This window comes from Candidatus Accumulibacter sp. ACC012, assembly GCF_907163155.1.
Classification (GTDB): Bacteria; Pseudomonadota; Gammaproteobacteria; order Burkholderiales; family Rhodocyclaceae; genus Accumulibacter; species Accumulibacter delftensis.
In genome coordinates, this window is sequence record NZ_CAJQUC010000013.1 from 18,420 (window position 1) to 35,567 (window position 17,148).

The following is a 17,148-nucleotide window of genomic DNA, read 5'->3' on the forward strand; positions in this document are numbered from 1 at the left end:
TCGGCTGATAGGCGCGGGCGCATGATCGCTCTTACCGATCTCGTCTTTCGCTGGCCGGGCCAGGCCACGCCCTGTCTCGACATTCCGGACTTCGCGCTCGCCGACGGTGAGCTCGTCTTCCTGCATGGCCCCTCGGGCGGCGGCAAGAGCACGCTGCTGGGCTTGCTCGGCGGCGTCGCCGTGCCCGAGCAGGGCGCCATCGTATTGCTCGGGCAGGACATCACGCGTCTCTCGGCGCGTGCGCGCGATCGTTTCCGCGCCAATCACATCGGCTTTGTCTTCCAGCAGTTCAACCTGCTGCCATGGCTGTCCGCCCTCGACAACGTGCTGCTGCCCTGCACCTTCTCCGCCCGGCGCAAGCAGCGCGCCGGCGATGCGCATGCAGCCGCCGCACGCCTGCTGACCCATCTCGACCTCGCGCCTTCCCTTTGGCAGAAGCCCGCTGCCGAACTTTCGGTCGGCCAGCAGCAGCGCGTCGCCGCTGCACGCGCTCTGATCGGCAAGCCTGAAATCCTCATTGCCGATGAACCCACCTCGGCGCTCGATGCTCCACGCCAGCAAATTTTCGTCGACCTGTTGCTGCGTGAGACCGTCGAAAGCGGTGCCGCGCTGTTGTTCGTTAGCCACGATGCACGGCTCGCCGTACATTTCGACCGCAGTATCGCGCTCACCGACATCAACCGTGCAATGCAGGAAAGCGTCGTATGAAAGCAATTCTGGTGCTCGCGTTACAAAGCGCCTGGGCACGGCGGCTGACGCTCGGCATCGCGCTTGTCTCCATCGCGCTGTCCACCGCGCTGCTGCTTGCCGTCGAGCGCGTACGCAGCGACGCGCGCACAAGCTTCACGCAATCGGTGTCGGGCGTGGACCTCGTCGTCGGCGCGCGCAGCGGGGCCGTACAGCTGATCCTCTATGCCGTCTTCCATTCCGGTAGCGCCACTCAGAATATGCGTTGGGAGAGTTTCGAGGCGCTGGCGACACATCCGGCGGTGGACTGGGCGGTACCGCTCTCGCTCGGCGACGGTCATCACGGCTTCCCGGTGCTCGGCACGACGCCCGCCTACTTCGAGCGTCTGCGCTATGGCGACCGGCAGGCGCTTGCCTTCGCCGCCGGCCATCCGTTCGCCGATGTGTTCGAGGCGGTGCTCGGCAGCGAGGCAGCGGCGCAGCTCGGCTACCGCCCCGGCGATCGCATCACACTCTCACACGGCATAACAGAGTTCGCGCCCGAGCATGCCGACAAACCATTCGCCGTCGTCGGTATCCTCGCGCCCACCGGCACGCCGGTCGACCGCACGGTTCATGTCGGTCTCGAAGCGATCACCGCGATTCATCTCGACTGGGCCGGCGGCGCGCCGCTGCCGGGCCTGGTCATCCCCGCGGAGCAAGTGCGGAAGTTCGATCTGCAACCGAAGGAAGTCACTGCGATGCTGATCGGCCTGAAGCGCCGTGGCGATGTCTTTCGTTTGCAGCGGCAGGTCAACAACCAAAAGGGCGAGCCGCTGATGGCGGTGATGCCGGGGGTCGCGCTCGACGAGCTGTGGCAAACGCTCGGCATGGTGGAGCGCTTGCTACTGGCGCTCTCGGCACTGGTCGTCATGGTCGGCCTCACGGGGCTGATGGCGACCATGCTCGCCAGCCTTAACGAACGCCGACGAGAACTCGCCATCCTGCGCGCGCTCGGCGCCGGCCCCGGCGGAATATTCCTGATGCTGACCTGTGAGGGCCTGCTCGTCACCACCGCCGGTGCTCTGCTCGGCAGTGCGCTGCTTACCATTGCCATCGCCGTGTTGGCACCGCTCGCACAACCCTATGGCGTGCACCTTTCCCTGCGCCCTCCGGCAGCGAACGAATGGCTCTTGCTCGCGTCCATACTCGCGACAGGGCTCATAGCGAGCCTCGTCCCAGGCTGGCGTGCCTGGCGCATGGCGCTGGCCGACGGCCTTACACCAAGGAACTGATGATGCGCATTCTGCTCTTGCTGGCGATCCTGCTCGCAGCCCCCCTCCCATACGCGGCGGAAACCTGGCCCGAGATCGGCTGGGACGCGCTGCTGCCCAAGGACTGGGATCCGGCCGCCGATTTCAAGAATCTGGACCTGTCCAATCTGCAAGACTCTGACCCGAAGGCAATGGAGGCCCTCGACAAACTCAAAGTCGCATGGGATACGGCGCCAGCGGAACCAGCCATGAACGGCAAGAGGGGACGCATCGCCGGATTCGTTCTGCCGCTCGAACGACAGGGTGAGAAGGTGACGGCATTTCTGATCGTGCCCTACTTCGGCGCCTGTCTGCACACCCCGCCGCCGCCCGCCAACCAGATCATCCACGCCAAATCTGCCAGGCCGCTCGCCGGCGTGCGCATGATGCAGCCCTTATGGACCTACGGCACGTTCAGCGTGCAGCGCGGCGAAACGGAGTGGGGCGTCGCCGGCTATCGTCTCGTGGTGGACAAGGTCGTTCCTTATGAGGAGCCCAGGCGGAAGTAGTGCACACGCACGGAAGCCCGTCGCTCGTACCTGCCGTGTGAGGCCGCGAGTTGTCGTCCGGCTTTCTGTGTAGATCAGGACCAGGCCTGAGTTGGTGTTGAAATCAGGGTTCGTACTTGTTCCCGGCCGAGGCCCGGATGGGGTGTGTGTCGTAGATCAGATCAAGGTACGTCACCTTTTCGCTATCGGGATCAAAGGTGAACAGATCCATTACCTTGAAGGTAATAAGTGTTCCGTCCCGGACCGTCCAGTCGTACTGAAAGTATGCGGTTGCGTGGTTCTTCTCGGCCTCGCTGAGGAATATGTCGATTGGCGTGATGACGTTCATCGATGACGCACTAGCAAGGCGATCGAAGAATGGACCTGCAAGCATTTCTCCGAGGAATGGCGACCTCACTTTTCCTTCCGGCGAGAAGAGACTCTTGATCATCGGGTAGTCACTCTTACCCAGAGCGGTCATGTAGGTTTTGAGAACATGGGCATAAGGATGCATCGAACGTGCTCCAACAGTGTTGTGCGCAATGTGCTCTCCAGAAATCGCCCGGCTCAACCGTTGGCGGTTCGCAGCAGATTCATAGGGATCGTCTGTTCACCGCTCCGTATTCGAGCGGCGAAGGTTAATTATCCTGGGTAATATTCTGCACCAATAAGCGTAAAACCGACCCGTCCGAAACCGCTAAAACAGCCACTTCTGCTGGTTGCATTAGGCCGCGATTCGCTGGCCTTGATGTGCCGCAACTCGCGCAGGAAATCGGCAGCCGCTTTGCCACCCGCATCAAAGGCAGCTGTGTGGGGTTGCAAGCCGGACCCGCCGAAAATTCCGTCATCCCCACGCCGGCCCTGCCACGAGCACATCCAGGTCCAGGTCGGTCACCTTGGCGTCGCTTTGGAACGTGTAGCGCCCGTTCCACATCGGTGATTCCGCTCGCCGTATCCTTCATTTCCTTGTCACGGAGCCCAGCTGCTCACAGGCCAAGTTCGCTGTGCGAACCGAGACGGACGAGCTGGAGTACGTCGTCGTCCGGTTTTCTGTAAATCAAGACCAAGTCAGGCTTGACGTGACAATCCCGGTGGTCCTTCCAATCCCCACTGAGCGAATGATCGTGGTGCTTTTCGGCCAGTGGCTGATCATGGGCCAAGGCCGTGACGACGGTGCTGAAATCGTTTTGCAGCGTGTGCCAGTGCGGTCCCTTGGTTTCGCGCTTGTAGTCACGCTTGAACTGGCCCGTGTGTTCAATCGTCCGCATTCAGGTCCGCCATCAGGTCCTCGACGGTAGCGAATGACTTCAGGCCACCCCGGCGCGCTTCCTTCATCGCCTCGATGGTGTCGACGTTCGGAACCAGTGGTTCGAACGGCAGGGCCTTCTCGTGAGCGACGCGGGTCAGTAGGATGCGGAACGCGTCCGACACGGTCAGCCCCATCGCCGCCAGTACAGCGGTTGCCTCTTCCTTAATGTGCTCGTCGATCCGGGCACGAACCACAGCATTCGCGGGCATGGTTTGATCCTCCAAGTATATGAGCCACATTGTAGCCCACGCGACACCAAAACGCATACCTTGCTCTTTGGCCCGGTGTCGGAAGATAGTCGCGTAGCCACCGACTGCTTTACTATTGCTAACATATTTTATCAATAGTAAAATGTCCACAAGCTGTCGCGCACGCTCGATCGCTGCTGTATTAGTATCTAATACACAAGATCCGCCAAGAAAGGACCCGTCATGCCAAGAAACACCAGCGTCACCCTGGGTGAACACTTCGAGGGCTTCATCGCCCAACAGATCGATGCCGGACGCTTCGAGTCCAAGAGCGAAGTGGTGCGCGCCGCGATGCGGCTGCTCGAAGAGCACGAACAGAAAGTGAGCGCCTTGCGTCAGGCCCTGATCGAGGGCGAGACGAGCGGCGAACCGGTGCCCTTCGCGATGGCGTCGATCATTGAGGAGGCACGCCAGGAGGCCAAGAGCGGTTCCGCGGATGCTTGATCTGCTTGTTCGCCCGCGCGCCCGCCGCGACCTCAAGGACATCTGGCGCTACACCGTTCAGCAATGGGGCGCCGCGCAAGCGGATCAATATCTGTACGACCTCGATCGGGAGATTCAGGGGCTTCTGAAGTTTCCGGATCTGGGAACGCCTTTCGATCATGTCCGAGCGGGCTACCGGCGGTTGCAAGTGAAACGTCACCTGGTGTTCTATCGCCGCGATGGTCAGCGCCTTGAGATTGTTCGCGTGCTTCACGACGCCATGGATGTCAAAAGCCATCTATGACCAGCCGTGATCTTGTCGAAAAATTGGACGACCTCCCCGTGAGCGACACAAACCCCCTCCCCGTCCTCCCGGCCGTTGCTTCCCGGCTCCTGACCGCCGAACAGTTCCAGCGCCTGGCCGATGTTCCCCCCGAAATCGAATGGTTCGCCAATCTCGGCAACAAGGCCACCCGCCGCGCCTACGAAAACGCCCTCGGGGATTTCATGAAGTTCACCGGCATCGTGAAGCCCGAGGAATTTCGCACCGTTACCCGCGCCCACGTCATCGCCTGGCGCGACGACCTGGTGCAGCGCGCCTTGAGCGGCATGACGGTACGGCATCGCCTGGCGGCGCTGTCGTCGCTGTTCGAGTCCCTGTGCGAGAAAAACGCCGTGACCCATAACCCGGTCAAGGGCGTCAAGCGTCCGCCGGTGGAAAGCTACGAAGGCAAGACCCCGGCTCTCGGCGACCACCAGGCGCGCAAGCTGCTGGACGCGCCCGACGGCGCGTCGCTCAAGGGCAAGCGCGACCGCGCCATCCTGGCCACCCTGCTCTATCACGCGCTACGCCGCGAGGAGCTGTGTCGGCTGAAGGTCAAGGACTTCAAGCACGAGCGGCGCGGGGTGCCGCACCTCAAGGTGTTCGGCAAGGGCGGCAAGATCCGCTATATCCCACTGCACCCCGCTGCCAGCGGTTTGATTGGTGACTATCTTGAAATTGCAGGGCATGGCGCGGACGATGCCGGCGCCCTGTTCCGGCCGCTGCGCAACAACTGCACTACTGGCGGACTGGAAAGAGCGATCACGCCCGACGCGGTCTACAAACTGGTGCGGCAATACTCAACGGCGCTGGGTTTCGCGATCGGGGCGCACGCGTTGCGGGCGACCGCAGCGACCAACGCGCTTGATCACCAAGCCGACATCGCCAAGGTGCAGGAGTGGCTGGGTCACGCCAACATCGCCACCACGCGTATTTATGACCACCGCAAGACCCGTCCGGAGGATAGTCCGACCTTCAAAGTCGCCTACTAAGAATGCTAGCGTCGTTTATCAGTCTGCCGACATGGCTCATCGCGTCGGCGAGCTGCAAGGCGTCATCGATGATGTTGGGCCTGGCGTTGTGTGGTTTGCCACCGCTCCCGAGCGGAAGTGCCGCGTAAAATTTGCCTATGATCCGCTCCGAACTCATCAACCGACTTGTTGCCCTCTTCCCGCAGTTCACCCCCAAAGATACTGAACTTGCGGTCAAGGCCATTCTTGAAGCGCTGAGCAACACGCTGGCGAAGGGAGAGCGCATTGAAATACGCGGTTTCGGAAGCTTCGGGCTCAACTACCGGCCGCCCCGTAATGGGCGCAACCCAAAAACCGGTGAGGCCGTGCAGGTTCCAGCGAAAGCTGTGCCCCACTTTCAGGCGGGGAAAGAACTGCGTACCAAAGTCGACTCAGGCAGATAAGAGCTTCTTGATTGAGTTCTGCTCGTGCGGCTGTCTGCCGTCAGCATGTTTTGGGGGGCGAAACTGATGGTCTCAGATCGGCCAGGAGCGGTCTGTCGTCGGTATCTGCTTCCGGGTGGAGCTTTAAACTTACGGCTGCATCAAAGCCCCAGTCGTGCGAGACTTTCGGGAGTAACACCGCCCCCAGACGAACCACAATATGGGCTGTGAGGGATGAGTGCATGGCAATGGCATGGCCGTGACGGTGGTGCTGCTCCGTACGTGCTACAACTGCTTCAGCAAAGCCCTTGAACCCCTTCAGCCATTCCCAAAGTTGGATCACCCCATGATCCCTGCAGGCATCGACACTAGCGCACTACTCACCATGCTGGGCTTGATTGCTGCGGTGTGGGCGGTCGTGCCAAGCACTGCCAGACTCAGCTTTCGCTTGAGCCTGAACTGGTTCGACTGGCTAGTCATCTGGGCCGCGTTGCTCATCATCCATGGGTTCTTCTTCGAGCCCGTACTCACCACACTTGGGTTCCCTACCTTTGGACCCTGGTTATGGGGCTTCGACAAGAGCACCACCCAGTACCTGTTGTTCTTACTACTCGCCGCATTCGTCTACTGGCGGTCGCGCAGGACGCGGCTGACGCGGTGGAACCTTGGACTCTTCGACAACCTGACCACGTCGCTCTTGCACGCCGGGAAGCACGAGGAGCTCGCCGACTTGCTTCAGCGTCATCTCGCATCGGCGCTGGACCTGGCAGCGTCCAAGAGCGTGCGCAGCCACTTGGCCAACGCCATCCGCCCGCCGCGTCCCGGCTTCCAAGTCGTATTCCAAGACGACGGGTCCATCACGTTGGGAGCCGGCGCGCCGACGAGCTGGTTATTCCGCAAATGGTTCAGTTTCCGCGAATGGCTTGCCGACTTGGTTGGCCCTTCCCAGCGGGTGCAGCGTCGCGCAGCCAGCGTCGTGAAACGGTTGCTGTCATCCCGCCGCCTAGTCGGACACCTCGCCATCGCTCGACCTTACCTGTGCATGGAGGTCATGGAGCGCGCAACGCGCGTTGAGGAAGGCTTCCAAGACGAGTTCTTCGACGCACTGTTGGCCAATGAGGCCAGTGTCTTCTACAGCGAGCTCAAGAACAACGACAACTTCGGCAAGAGCGGGCACCGCCTAGCGCTGCCTGATGAGAACCGCCTCGTGCGGTTCTACTGTGTCGACGTTGATGTGGCCGCCCGTCTCGGGGTTTTCCGATCTGTTGGCGAGGCCGTACTCGCGCGGATTGATGCGGATGAAGTTCTCGAGAAGAAGCTTAATGGGCCGCTGCTGACCTTCCAGTATGTTGGAAAGTACCACGACCCGGTACATGCCGGTATCTGGTTCTTCAGGATCATGGTGCTGGAGGGATTGCATCAACGTGTGGCCGACCACTTGTGGCTCCACTACATGCCTCATTTCGCCAGGCGCCTAGTTGACCGCGCTCGCGAGGTTCGGCCGGAAGACGAAAACCATGAGTTCCCAACGCCGCTGGCGTACCTACTGTACGAAGTCGTCGATGCTACTGCTGTGTGGGTTAGGGATGCCGAGGTTCTGACGAAGCCTGGTGACGTGCTGCTTCCCGACCAGCGCAAAGGCAATCACATTCACATTTCCTTCGAAGCCGCAGAAGCCATCGGCCGTGTCATCCAGGACATCCTGATGTCGCCGCGCGTGCCCCGCCGACTCAAGGGCGAGTTGCTGGGTGTGGCGCTCACCACCCTGCGAAACTTGGAGCAGCGTGAACACTTGGCGGCGTTGGCCAGGGTGATGCGGGCGCACCTCATCGAACCCTACGGTTTTCAGAAGCAGGACAACTATCTGGATATCTTGAAGCAGTGCTTCGATGAACAGGACCATGTGCGTCGGGCTTGCCTGGAGCGCTTCAGCGAGGAACTCGACGCTGCTCGGGGAGCTGCGCTCTGAGAACTACGTTGCGTTCAGAACGAGAGCAAAATCGACGCATTCCCTACGACTGCTTTGCGGCTCCAGATCCGAGGCTCCGGATGTCAAAAATGGGTCGTCAAGAGACCGTCACGAAAAATGACAGAAGTCTAGCGTACGAATATTTCCGAATTCTGTGGCCGCCCTCCTAAGAACCGCGAAGGATCGGTTGGCCAGTCTCCTGTCGTCTGCTCACTACAAGAAGCGCGCCGTGATCGCCCTCGACGCAGACGCCGAGCAGGTTTCCATCATCGCCATGTTCTACGTCGGCCAGGACTACGAAACAAGCCTGCAGGGCGACTCTGAGGGATGGCCAAGAGCACTGATGAGACTCCTTAGCGTGCTTTATTTTCCGTTTTCTGAGACGACCGCTACGTTCGACCATTGCACAGGTCGGCGGAAAGAAGGAATTGACGGGGCGCACTGACATCGAAATCGAGATCAGCAACCAGTGCGCACGCCTGATCGCCAACGCAATCACCTACTACAACTCGGCCATCCTGTCGCGGCGGCTGACGAAGTTCGAAACAACCGACAACGCCAAGACACTGGCCTTAATGTGCCGCAAATTGACAACTGGCGCTGATCACGCAGATTTCTCCAGCAGCCTGGCGGCACATCCTGCTGAGCGGGCATACACCTTTCTCAGTAACGGCAAGGTGATCGACCTGGACGCGCTTGTCGTCGGGTTGGGGTTGGGATGACGGAATTTTCTGGGGTTCCGGCTTACACCGCCGTCAACATGCTCGGACGCTACTCGTTCTCGGTGCCAGAGGCTATTGCGCGAGGCGCAGCGAGCTACAGCCATTGGGCAGGGCGAATGGTGGTTGATGGCCCTTAAGTCGGTTCGCTGTTCCATTGTGCCCAGAACCCCGAAAATTGCTCTGGCCTTAAAAACCCGCACGGGCTATAAGGAACAAAACAAAGAACGAGGCAGGGAGCAATGTTCGAGAGGACTTTCCATAGCGTTACCGACATCGTGCATGAGTATGCAGGATGCGCAAACTGGGACCACTACGCGCAGCTTCCGTCATGATGAAGCTAGAGCAACTCCAGACCGACGCCGCCATCCGCGGCATCGTTCCAGACGCACTGGTGACCGTGGTCAGCGTTCAGTGGTATGGCGATGCAGCGCTGGAACTGACCTACAAGACCGCCGCCGGCCGGGTCGCCAACGAACTGCTGTACCGCCACGACGAGCCCCGCTTGGAACTGGTCGAGCAGGGCCGACCCTGGAGCTTCGATGGCGACGGCGCTCTTTTCCGTCTGGTCTCCGAGGCACAGCGCATCCGCCTGGCACATCTGTTCGACCCTGTGCTGGCCGTTCATACCTCTGTCGTCGATCCTCTGCCGCACCAGATCACCGCCGTCTACGAAACCATGCTTCCCCGCCAGCCGCTGCGTTTCCTTCTGGCGGACGACCCCGGCGCCGGCAAGACGATCATGGCCGGCTTGCTGATCAAGGAGCTGATCGTCCGTGGCGACCTGCAGCGCTGCCTGATCGTCTGCCCTGGCAGCCTGGCCGAGCAATGGCAGGATGAACTCTACCGCCGCTTCCATTTGCCCTTCGACATCCTTACCAACGACAAGCTTGAAGCGGCGCGTACCGGCAACTGGTTCCTCGAGACCAACCTGGTCATCGCCCGCCTCGACAAGCTCTCGCGCAACGAAGACGTGCAACAGAAGCTGCAGGCCCCCGATTGCCGCTGGGACCTGGTGGTTTGCGACGAAGCGCACAAGATGTCCGCCACGGTGTTCGGCGGCGAGACCAAATACACCAAGCGCTATCGCCTTGGCCAGCTGCTGTCGACACTCACTCGGCACTTCCTGCTGATGTCGGCGACCCCGCACAACGGCAAGGAAGCCGACTTCCAGTTGTTCATGGCGCTGCTCGACGGCGACCGCTTCGAGGGCCGCTATCGCGATGGCGTGCACAGCGCCGACGTTTCCGACCTGATGCGCCGGATGGTCAAGGAAAACCTGCTCAAGTTCGACGGCACGCCGCTGTTCCCCGAACGAATCGCGCACACCGTTCCTTACAAGCTGTCGGATGCCGAAACCCACCTCTACAAGACCGTTACCGACTACGTGCGCGAGGAATTCAATCGCGCCGAGGCCCTGGAAAACGACAAGCGCGCCGGCACCGTCGGCTTTGCGCTGACCATCCTGCAAAGGCGCCTGGCTTCCTCACCCGAAGCCATCTATCAATCTCTTCGCCGCCGACGCGAGAAACTGGAAAGTCGGCTACGAGAGCTGGAACTCCTCCACCGCGGTGGCCAGGCCGCGCCGATCATTGCGACATCGCTGCCGTCTCTCGACAGCGAAGACCTTGACGATCTGGACGAGGCGCCCGACAACGAAGTCGCTGCCGCCGAGGAAGAAATTCTCGACCAGGCCACCGCCGCCCGTTCCATCGCCGAGCTGCGCATCGAGATCGAAACCCTGAAAGGCCTGGAAGGCCAGGCGCTGGCCGTCCGCCGTAGCGGCACCGATACCAAGTGGTGCGAACTGGCCAGCCTGCTTTCCGAAATTTTCACGCCGGCCGCCATCAGCCATCGCGTCGCCGAACCCCCTGCGCCCTATGGCTCAGGAACGATCGCGCCGCCCATCCCTTCACCGCACCAGAAGCTGGTGATCTTCACCGAGCACCGCGACACGCTCAACTATCTCGAAAAGCGCGCCACCACGCTGCTCGGCCGCAAGGAAGCCGTGGTCATCATTCACGGTGGCATCGGCCGCGAAGAGCGCTTGAAGGTGCAGGAGTCGTTCAAGCACGACCCGGAAGTGCAGGTACTGCTGGCCACCGACGCCGCCGGCGAGGGTATCAACCTGCAGCGCGCGCACCTGATGGTCAACTACGACCTGCCGTGGAACCCGAACCGGCTCGAACAACGATTCGGCCGTATCCACCGCATCGGCCAGACCGAGGTCTGTCACCTGTGGAACCTGGTGGCCGAAGAAACCCGCGAAGGTGACGTCTACCGCAAGCTGCTGGAAAAGATCGAACTGGCGCGTCAGGCGCTCGGCGGTCAGGTCTTCGATGTGCTTGGCAAGCTCCAGTTCGAGGGCAAGTCGCTGCGCGAGCTGCTCATCGAAGCCATTCGCCACGGCGAGAGGCCCGAGGTCAAGGCCTACCTGAGCACGGTGCTCGATACTGCGCTCGACCATGGCCACGTGCAGGACTTGCTCGAAGAACGCGCGCTCGCCCAGGACGCCATGGACACCAGCCGCGTGCAGCGCATCCGCGAAGACATGGAGCGTGCCGATGCCAGACGTCTGCAGCCGCACTACATCGAATCCTTCTTTCACGAAGCCTTCAAGCAGCTCGGCGGCACCGCCAAACAACGCGAGCCGCGTCGTTTCGAGATCAGTCACGTTCCCGCCCCGGTGCGCAACCGCGACCGCCTGATCGGTATCGGCGAACCCGTGCTGCCGCGCTATGAGCGCATTGCCTTCGACAAGTCCCTGGTCGCGCCCCAGGGCCAGCCGCTGGCCGCTTTCGTCTGCCCCGGTCATCCGCTGCTCGACGCGGTCATCGACCTTACGCTGGAGCGTAACCGCGACCTCCTGAAGCGCGGCACCGTGCTGGTCGATGAACGCGATTCCGGTCTGGAACCGCGCGTGCTGTTCTACCTGGAACACGCTATCCAGGACGCGGGCCTTACCCGTGCTGGCGAACGCCGGGTCGTCTCGAAGCGCATGCTCTATGTCGAGATGGACGCCAGCGGGACGACTCGCCATGTCCATTACGCCCCCTATCTTGACTACCGGCCACTGAAGACTGGCGAGCCCGGCATCGATGCAATCCTCGATCGGCACGAAGGCCAGTGGATCAACCGCGAACTTGAGCGAAAGGTACAGGGCTATGCCGTCGCCCATGTGGTGCCGGAACACCTGGCTGAAGTGCGCGGACGCAAGCTCAAGCTCATCGCCAAGACCGAGGCCGCGGTGAAGGAACGGCTGACCAAGGAAATCACCTACTGGGACCACCGCGCCGAGGAGCTCAAGCTGCAGGAACAGGCTGGCAGACCCAACGCCAAGCTCAATTCCGGCGAAGCCCGCAAGCGTGCCGACCTCCTGCAGGGTCGGCTGCAAAAGCGGCTTGACGACCTCAAGCTCGAAGCGCAGATTTCACCCTTGCCGCCCGTCGTGCTGGGTGGCCTGCTGATCGTTCCGATTGGCCTGATCAAAGCGATGACCGGTCAGGCAACAGCCTCACCCACCCCTCCAGCCGACACGCAGATCAGCGCCGCTCGCGCTCGCGCCGTCGTCATGGATGTCGAGCGAAGCCTAGACTTCGACCCGACCGACCGCGAATTCGAGAAGCTTGGCTACGACATCGAGAGCCGTATCCCGGGCACCGGCAAGCTGCGCTTCATCGAAGTCAAGGGCCGTGTCTCCGGCGCGCCGACGATCACCGTCACGCGCAACGAAATCCTGTACTCACTGAACAAGCCCGACGACTTCATCCTCGCCATTGTCGAATTCACCGGCGAAGACACGCACCGCTGCCACTATCTGCGTCAGCCTTTTCAGCGCGAGCCGGATTTCGGAGTGACCAGCGTGAACTATGACTTTGCCGAATTGCTCGTGCGTGCCGAGGCGCCTGGATGAACGGCAGGCCTGCGTTTTTCGAGACACTTCGGGACAAGGCGGTCCAGCGCTGGGATCAACTGGAGCGCGACCCCGAACTTGCCGGGCCCTGGCACCAACTTTTCAAGCAGGTGCAAAGCCCGCGACACGTCTTGTCCGAATTGCTCCAAAACGCCGACGATGCGGGCGCTACCGAGGCATCAGTCGATATCACGGACGGCTGCTTCGTCTTTGCGCACAACGGCGAAGACTTTACCGAGGAGCACTTTGCATCGCTATGTCGCTTCGGCTACTCGAACAAGCGGGCTCTGCACACGATCGGCTTTCGCGGCATCGGGTTCAAGAGCACATTCAGCCTTGGTGATACCGTCGAACTCGACACGCCGAGTCTGTCGATTGCCTTTGATCGGAGGCGCTTCACCGAACCCAGGTGGATCGAGCGTAGACAGAACGCGAGTGAACGCACGCTAATCAGGGTGCCGATTCGCGATGAGCTCCGACAGCGAGAGATCGAGAAGAACCTCCAGGAATGGCTGGCGAGCCCCGTCTCGCTTCTGTTCTTCAAACATATCCGCCGGATGCGGATTGGCTCGCAGGATGTGCACTGGAGAAGCCGCGGTTCGGGCCCGGTACCCGCGACCGAATGGATGGCGCTTCATGACAGCCCTGACGCGGCCTTTCTTGTCGCACGTTCCGAAGCCGAGGCTTTCCCTGAGGAAGCACTGGTCGAGATTCGGCAGGAGCGCCTGCTCAGCGACAACCAGGAAGCCGGTTTTCCGCCCTGCAAGGTCGAGATTGTTCTCGGCGCAAAGGGGCGCCTCTACGTCGTTCTGCCAACGGGCGTGGAGACCTCCTTACCCTTTGCCTGCAACGCCCCCTTCATCCAGGACCCCGCCCGACTGAAGATCAAGGATCCAGAAACTTCACCGACCAATCGTTGGCTACTTCAACGTGTGGGCGAGCTTGCTGCGTCGGTCATGCTCCGGTGGCTTGGCGATCCGGGCACAAGCGTGCCGGAGCGCGCCAACGCCTATGGGCTTTTTCCGGATGTCGATCGCAGCGACAACACTCTGGAAGGCGTCTGCGCCGCCACTATCGAGGGATGCTTTGAAGAGGTGTTAGGCGAGGCGCCATTTCTGCTCACGAATTCTGGCGAATTGAAACCGAGCGCCGGCTGCATCATCCTTCCCCCGCCACTGTTGGATATCTGGCCGGCCGATCAAGCCGCGCGGCTGTTTGATGATGCTGGTCGCCCACCGCTATCGAATCACGTTACCGAAGCCCATCAGAAAAAGCTCATCCACTGGGGAGTGGTCGAGAAGATCGACAAGCCCCATGTACTGCAGGTGCTGCAGTCGACGCACCCTCCCAAGCCGGAAACCTGGGGCCATTTGTTGAGGCTCTGGGTCTATGTCGCCCCAGAGCTCACGGGATATCGCGCCGACGCGGATCGCCAGCGGGTTCGCATAGTCCCGGCACAAGGAAAGGATGTGCTTTACGCCGCGCGCGAAGTGATTCGCCTTGGCGAAAAGCGATTGCTCCAGTCCGAGGAAGACTGGGAGTTTCTTGCGGGCCACTTGTTGGTGCTCAACCCGAACTGGCCACGCTTTCTTGCCGAGCAGCGTCGCCATGCCGAAGAGCCTAATGACAGAAGCCTCAAGGACAAGGTGGCAGCAGCACTTGCGGTTCTACGGGCCATCGATCCACGCTTTCTTGCCGAGCAGCGTCGCCATGCCGAAGAGCTTAATGACAGAAGCCTCAAGGGCAAGGTGGCAGCAGCGCTTGCGGTTCTACGGGCCATCGAGATGGAGGGGGCTAGCGATGTAAGTGAGGTGATCGAGCAAGTCGCTGGTGAATTTTTCTCACAGCAAGACATCTCGATAGCGAAGTGTGTGCAGCTGACGCAAATCGCCGCCAAGCTCGGCGCTACCGTTGGCGATTCGTTTCGTTTTGCCACCCGCGACCGCCACCTGCACAAAGTTTCGAGCGTTGTCCTCTTTGACCGAGACGGCACCCTCGAAGCTTTCTTCGAGCAAGCGTGGTGCAACGCGCATTTCCTGTACACCGATTACAAGAAGAACTACGCGTCTTGTACCCACGAAGAATGGCTTGCCTGGGTCACCTCTGGGCGCGCCGGCTTGCTTCTCTTCGCGCCGCTTGTTGGCATAAAGAGTGACATCTACGGTCGCAATGGCGTAGAGGCTGAGCTTCTCCGACGGGGCGTATCCAGAGCACCTTTCTACTCCTACGTCACGAACCATTTCCGGGTTGAGGATTGGGACTTCGAAGAAATCCATTGGCGTCGGTGGTCCGTGCTTGCCAACGACGATCCCGGCATCTGGGGCCGCATTGTCGACCGCCTGCTTGGCCAACCTGGGGCCAGCTGGGCGAAAGCGAAGGATGCTCGCGTGAGCCAGGTAGCCACAACCGGCAACACGCGAGCAATTTCCAACGAACCGCCCTTGGCCACATGGATTCTGAGGTTGCGGGAACTGCCTTGCCTGCGTGATACCCGCGGGTTCTACCGCAAGCCAGCCGAACTCCTGCGGCGGACTCCCGAGACGGAGTCCCTCATGGACGTGGAACCCTTCATTCACGGCCTGCTCGACAACGAGGCCACGCGACCGCTGCTCAAGTTGCTCGGCGTTCGCGAGGTACCGACCGGCCCGGACCGTCTTCTGGACTGCCTTCGGGCGCTGGCCATGTCTGATCATCCGCCGGTGCATGAAGTCGAGAAATGGTACCGGCGACTCGATCAGTTGTCTGAAGCCTGCTCAACGACGGACCTGGCCAACGTCAAGGCGGCTTTCCGGGACGAAAAGATCATATTGAGCGAGGGCGCAGGCTGGACGAAGGCTGCCGGCGTGTTTTTGTCGTCAGACGAGGAAGCCATGCCGGACACGGCCGTCGTGCGCGCGGGCGTCCGCGACCTGATGTTATGGCGGAAAATCGGTATCGCCGACCGCCCGACGGCCGATCTGGCGATTCAATGGCTACTCGGCCAGCCTTCCGGAGAAGTCCTGTCTCAAGACGATGCGCGCCGGGTCCGCGCACTTCTGCCGCGTCATCCGCGGCGGATCTGGAGCGAGTGCCAGCATTGGCTCAACCTATCCGGTGCATGGGTGTCGGTGGATACGCTTTCCTACTCCTTGTCCATGCAGTCGTTGGTGAGCTGGAAGCACCTCCATGAAGGTATCAAGCAAAAGACCGCCGATCTGCAACCCTTGCCGGCAGAGGTTTCGGCTGCCCTCCCCTTCTCCGGGCTTCCCCATCTTGCCGGGCGAATCGAGGAGCGATTGCACAGCACACTGCGTATTCCTGCCGGGGCGGAACGTTGGCCATGGCTGAACCAGTTGGGGGTTGAGCTACGGCGTATAGAACTGGACGACACACCCGAACAGGATCGCGTCCGGAAACTTGCCGCCGACCTTGCAGACACGATTTGGCAGACAGCTCCGGGGCTCGAAATCATTCCGTATATCGACGGAACCCCGGCAGGCACGCCGAGGCGCGCAGAGGCCGTTTGGTTGGGCGGCGTTCTCTATGTTGAGGACCGCCCTCTCTCAAAACTTGCCCGTGCGGTAGCGCAGGAACTCGGACGGGCTTTTCGGCGGCAGGATCTCGCCGACGCCATCAAGCTGTGTTTCGATCGCCCGCCGGCGTTCGTGACGGAGTACCTGGAGGAGAACTTCAAGCTAGGTCCGCAAGAAATAGGCACGGTACCGATCGCCCCAGGCCAGAGCGCAACAGGCGAGCCAGGCACCTCGATCAGCGACAACGGCTCGGAGTTTGCCGCGACGAATCCCCCAGCGGACAATGCGGCAGACCAGGACGATGGCGAAGGCACTACCATCCATCTTGAGGAACCCGATAACGGGGCCGAAAGCGATACCCAGAGTGACGATGCCGATATCCCTCAGGATCCGGAGAGTCATCACGATCCTTTGCCCAGGCCACCGCTGATCCACAAACCGCCGAAGTTGAGCATCATCGAGCGCTTTGCTCGTGCGAAAGGCTATCAGAGGGATGGAGCCGAGCGCTTTTTTCATTCGGACGGCAGCTGGATCGCCAAGGCGCATGATGTGCGCTTCCCGTGGGAACGGCGGACGGCAGAAGGTGATCTGGTCTGTTACTACTGGCCGAAGGAGCATTGCCTCGAACTGCACGCGCTCCAGATCGAAGCGGACATCTGGGGTCTGCTCGACCACTCCCCTGACAGCTATTCGCTCGTGCTTTCGGATGCGCAGGGGGAACCCGTCGAAGTATCAGGAACGCGTCTACGCGCGATGCTCGATGGTCGCGAGATAAAGCTCTATCCGGCAAGCTATCGATTGGTAATTGATCATGACCACAAGCAATAGCCTCAGGCACAACAGCCGCAGGGTAGTCGACCGCAGGCTGCCAAA

14 protein-coding genes and 1 pseudogene are annotated in these 17,148 nt (G+C 61.0%); 12 read left to right on the forward strand and 3 right to left on the reverse strand.

Features of this window, described 5'->3' with window-relative positions; genetic code table 11:
• Nucleotides 1-21 precede the first annotated feature (21 nt).
• Genes QZ648_RS13865 through QZ648_RS13875 form a run of 3 tightly spaced genes read left to right on the forward strand, consistent with a single transcriptional unit; the run spans nt 22 to nt 2,488 of the window.
• Nucleotides 22-708, forward strand: coding sequence for an ABC transporter ATP-binding protein (locus QZ648_RS13865; protein WP_169068613.1), 687 nt, complete (start codon nt 22-24; stop codon nt 706-708).
• Complete coding sequence (locus QZ648_RS13870; RefSeq protein ID WP_169068614.1) at nt 705-1,961, forward strand: ABC transporter permease; 1,257 nt, start codon at nt 705-707, stop codon at nt 1,959-1,961. The genes QZ648_RS13865 and QZ648_RS13870 overlap by 4 nt, the downstream gene beginning before the upstream one ends.
• A 2-nt stretch (nt 1,962-1,963) precedes the next feature.
• Nucleotides 1,964-2,488, forward strand: coding sequence for a DUF3299 domain-containing protein (locus QZ648_RS13875; RefSeq protein ID WP_169068615.1), 525 nt, complete (start codon nt 1,964-1,966; stop codon nt 2,486-2,488).
• A gap of 103 nt (nt 2,489-2,591) precedes the next feature.
• Here QZ648_RS13875 and QZ648_RS13880 read toward each other — a convergent pair whose 3' ends face one another.
• The 3 genes from QZ648_RS13880 to QZ648_RS13890 all read right to left on the reverse strand — a co-directional run bounded on the left by QZ648_RS13880 (nt 2,592) and on the right by QZ648_RS13890 (nt 3,985).
• Complete coding sequence (locus tag QZ648_RS13880; protein ID WP_169068616.1) at nt 2,592-2,981, reverse strand: nuclear transport factor 2 family protein; 390 nt, start codon at nt 2,979-2,981, stop codon at nt 2,592-2,594.
• Nucleotides 2,982-3,453: 472 nt separating this feature from the next.
• Nucleotides 3,454-3,735, reverse strand: a complete 282-nt coding sequence (locus tag QZ648_RS13885) for a type II toxin-antitoxin system YafQ family toxin (RefSeq protein ID WP_169068617.1) — start codon at nt 3,733-3,735, stop codon at nt 3,454-3,456.
• The gene (locus QZ648_RS13890) at nt 3,722-3,985 is read right to left on the reverse strand and encodes a type II toxin-antitoxin system RelB/DinJ family antitoxin (RefSeq protein WP_169068618.1); all 264 of its coding nucleotides are present in this window, start codon (nt 3,983-3,985) and stop codon (nt 3,722-3,724) included. The genes QZ648_RS13885 and QZ648_RS13890 overlap by 14 nt, the downstream gene beginning before the upstream one ends.
• 222 nt (nt 3,986-4,207) lie before the next feature.
• Here QZ648_RS13890 and QZ648_RS13895 point away from each other — a divergent pair, with 222 nt between their 5' ends.
• From QZ648_RS13895 to QZ648_RS13935, 9 genes and pseudogenes are all read left to right on the forward strand, one after another.
• Nucleotides 4,208-4,468 carry a type II toxin-antitoxin system ParD family antitoxin gene (locus QZ648_RS13895; protein WP_169068619.1) on the forward strand — a complete coding sequence of 87 codons (261 nt, stop codon included), beginning with the start codon at nt 4,208-4,210 and terminating at the stop codon, nt 4,466-4,468.
• Nucleotides 4,461-4,751 (forward strand): type II toxin-antitoxin system RelE/ParE family toxin, encoded by a 291-nt coding sequence (locus tag QZ648_RS13900; protein ID WP_169068620.1) that lies wholly within the window; start codon nt 4,461-4,463, stop codon nt 4,749-4,751. Before QZ648_RS13895 ends, QZ648_RS13900 begins: the two co-directional genes overlap by 8 nt.
• A 38-nt stretch (nt 4,752-4,789) precedes the next feature.
• Complete coding sequence (locus QZ648_RS13905; RefSeq protein ID WP_169068621.1) at nt 4,790-5,761, forward strand: tyrosine-type recombinase/integrase; 972 nt, start codon at nt 4,790-4,792, stop codon at nt 5,759-5,761.
• 137 nt (nt 5,762-5,898) lie between these two features.
• Entirely contained in the window at nt 5,899-6,183 is a 285-nt protein-coding gene (locus QZ648_RS13910; RefSeq protein ID WP_169068622.1) for an integration host factor subunit beta, read from the forward strand.
• 325 nt (nt 6,184-6,508) lie between these two features.
• Complete coding sequence (locus QZ648_RS13915; RefSeq protein ID WP_169068623.1) at nt 6,509-8,131, forward strand: hypothetical protein; 1,623 nt, start codon at nt 6,509-6,511, stop codon at nt 8,129-8,131.
• A gap of 229 nt (nt 8,132-8,360) precedes the next feature.
• On the forward strand, nt 8,361-8,576 hold the full coding sequence (locus QZ648_RS25020) for a hypothetical protein (protein ID WP_336511763.1): 216 nt from the start codon (nt 8,361-8,363) through the stop codon (nt 8,574-8,576).
• Nucleotides 8,521-8,853, forward strand: a pseudogene (locus QZ648_RS13925) (Tn3 family transposase); the annotation flags it as partial. The gene QZ648_RS25020 and the pseudogene QZ648_RS13925, both read left to right, overlap by 56 nt.
• Nucleotides 8,854-9,181: 328 nt before the next feature.
• Nucleotides 9,182-12,763 carry a helicase-related protein gene (locus QZ648_RS13930; protein ID WP_169068626.1) on the forward strand — a complete coding sequence of 1,194 codons (3,582 nt, stop codon included), beginning with the start codon at nt 9,182-9,184 and terminating at the stop codon, nt 12,761-12,763.
• Entirely contained in the window at nt 12,760-17,103 is a 4,344-nt protein-coding gene (locus QZ648_RS13935; protein ID WP_291997427.1) for an ATPase, read from the forward strand. Before QZ648_RS13930 ends, QZ648_RS13935 begins: the two co-directional genes overlap by 4 nt.
• The last annotated feature ends 45 nt before the right edge of the window (nt 17,104-17,148 follow it).

What these genes read in the sequence shown, in the direction of transcription:
- QZ648_RS13865 (WP_169068613.1), top strand. Translation starts at nt 22, where the DNA reads ATGATCGCTCTTACCGATCTCGTCTTTCGCTGGCCGGGCCAGGCCACG.
- QZ648_RS13895 (WP_169068619.1), top strand. Translation starts at nt 4,208, where the DNA reads ATGCCAAGAAACACCAGCGTCACCCTGGGTGAACACTTCGAGGGCTTC.
- QZ648_RS13880 (WP_169068616.1), bottom strand. Translation starts at nt 2,981, where the DNA reads ATGCATCCTTATGCCCATGTTCTCAAAACCTACATGACCGCTCTGGGT.
- QZ648_RS13930 (WP_169068626.1), top strand. Translation starts at nt 9,182, where the DNA reads ATGATGAAGCTAGAGCAACTCCAGACCGACGCCGCCATCCGCGGCATC.
- QZ648_RS13935 (WP_291997427.1), top strand. Translation starts at nt 12,760, where the DNA reads ATGAACGGCAGGCCTGCGTTTTTCGAGACACTTCGGGACAAGGCGGTC.
- QZ648_RS13910 (WP_169068622.1), top strand. Translation starts at nt 5,899, where the DNA reads ATGATCCGCTCCGAACTCATCAACCGACTTGTTGCCCTCTTCCCGCAG.
- QZ648_RS13875 (WP_169068615.1), top strand. Translation starts at nt 1,964, where the DNA reads ATGCGCATTCTGCTCTTGCTGGCGATCCTGCTCGCAGCCCCCCTCCCA.
- QZ648_RS13915 (WP_169068623.1), top strand. Translation starts at nt 6,509, where the DNA reads ATGATCCCTGCAGGCATCGACACTAGCGCACTACTCACCATGCTGGGC.
- QZ648_RS13870 (WP_169068614.1), top strand. Translation starts at nt 705, where the DNA reads ATGAAAGCAATTCTGGTGCTCGCGTTACAAAGCGCCTGGGCACGGCGG.
- QZ648_RS13885 (WP_169068617.1), bottom strand. Translation starts at nt 3,735, where the DNA reads ATGCGGACGATTGAACACACGGGCCAGTTCAAGCGTGACTACAAGCGC.
- QZ648_RS13900 (WP_169068620.1), top strand. Translation starts at nt 4,461, where the DNA reads ATGCTTGATCTGCTTGTTCGCCCGCGCGCCCGCCGCGACCTCAAGGAC.
- QZ648_RS13890 (WP_169068618.1), bottom strand. Translation starts at nt 3,985, where the DNA reads ATGCCCGCGAATGCTGTGGTTCGTGCCCGGATCGACGAGCACATTAAG.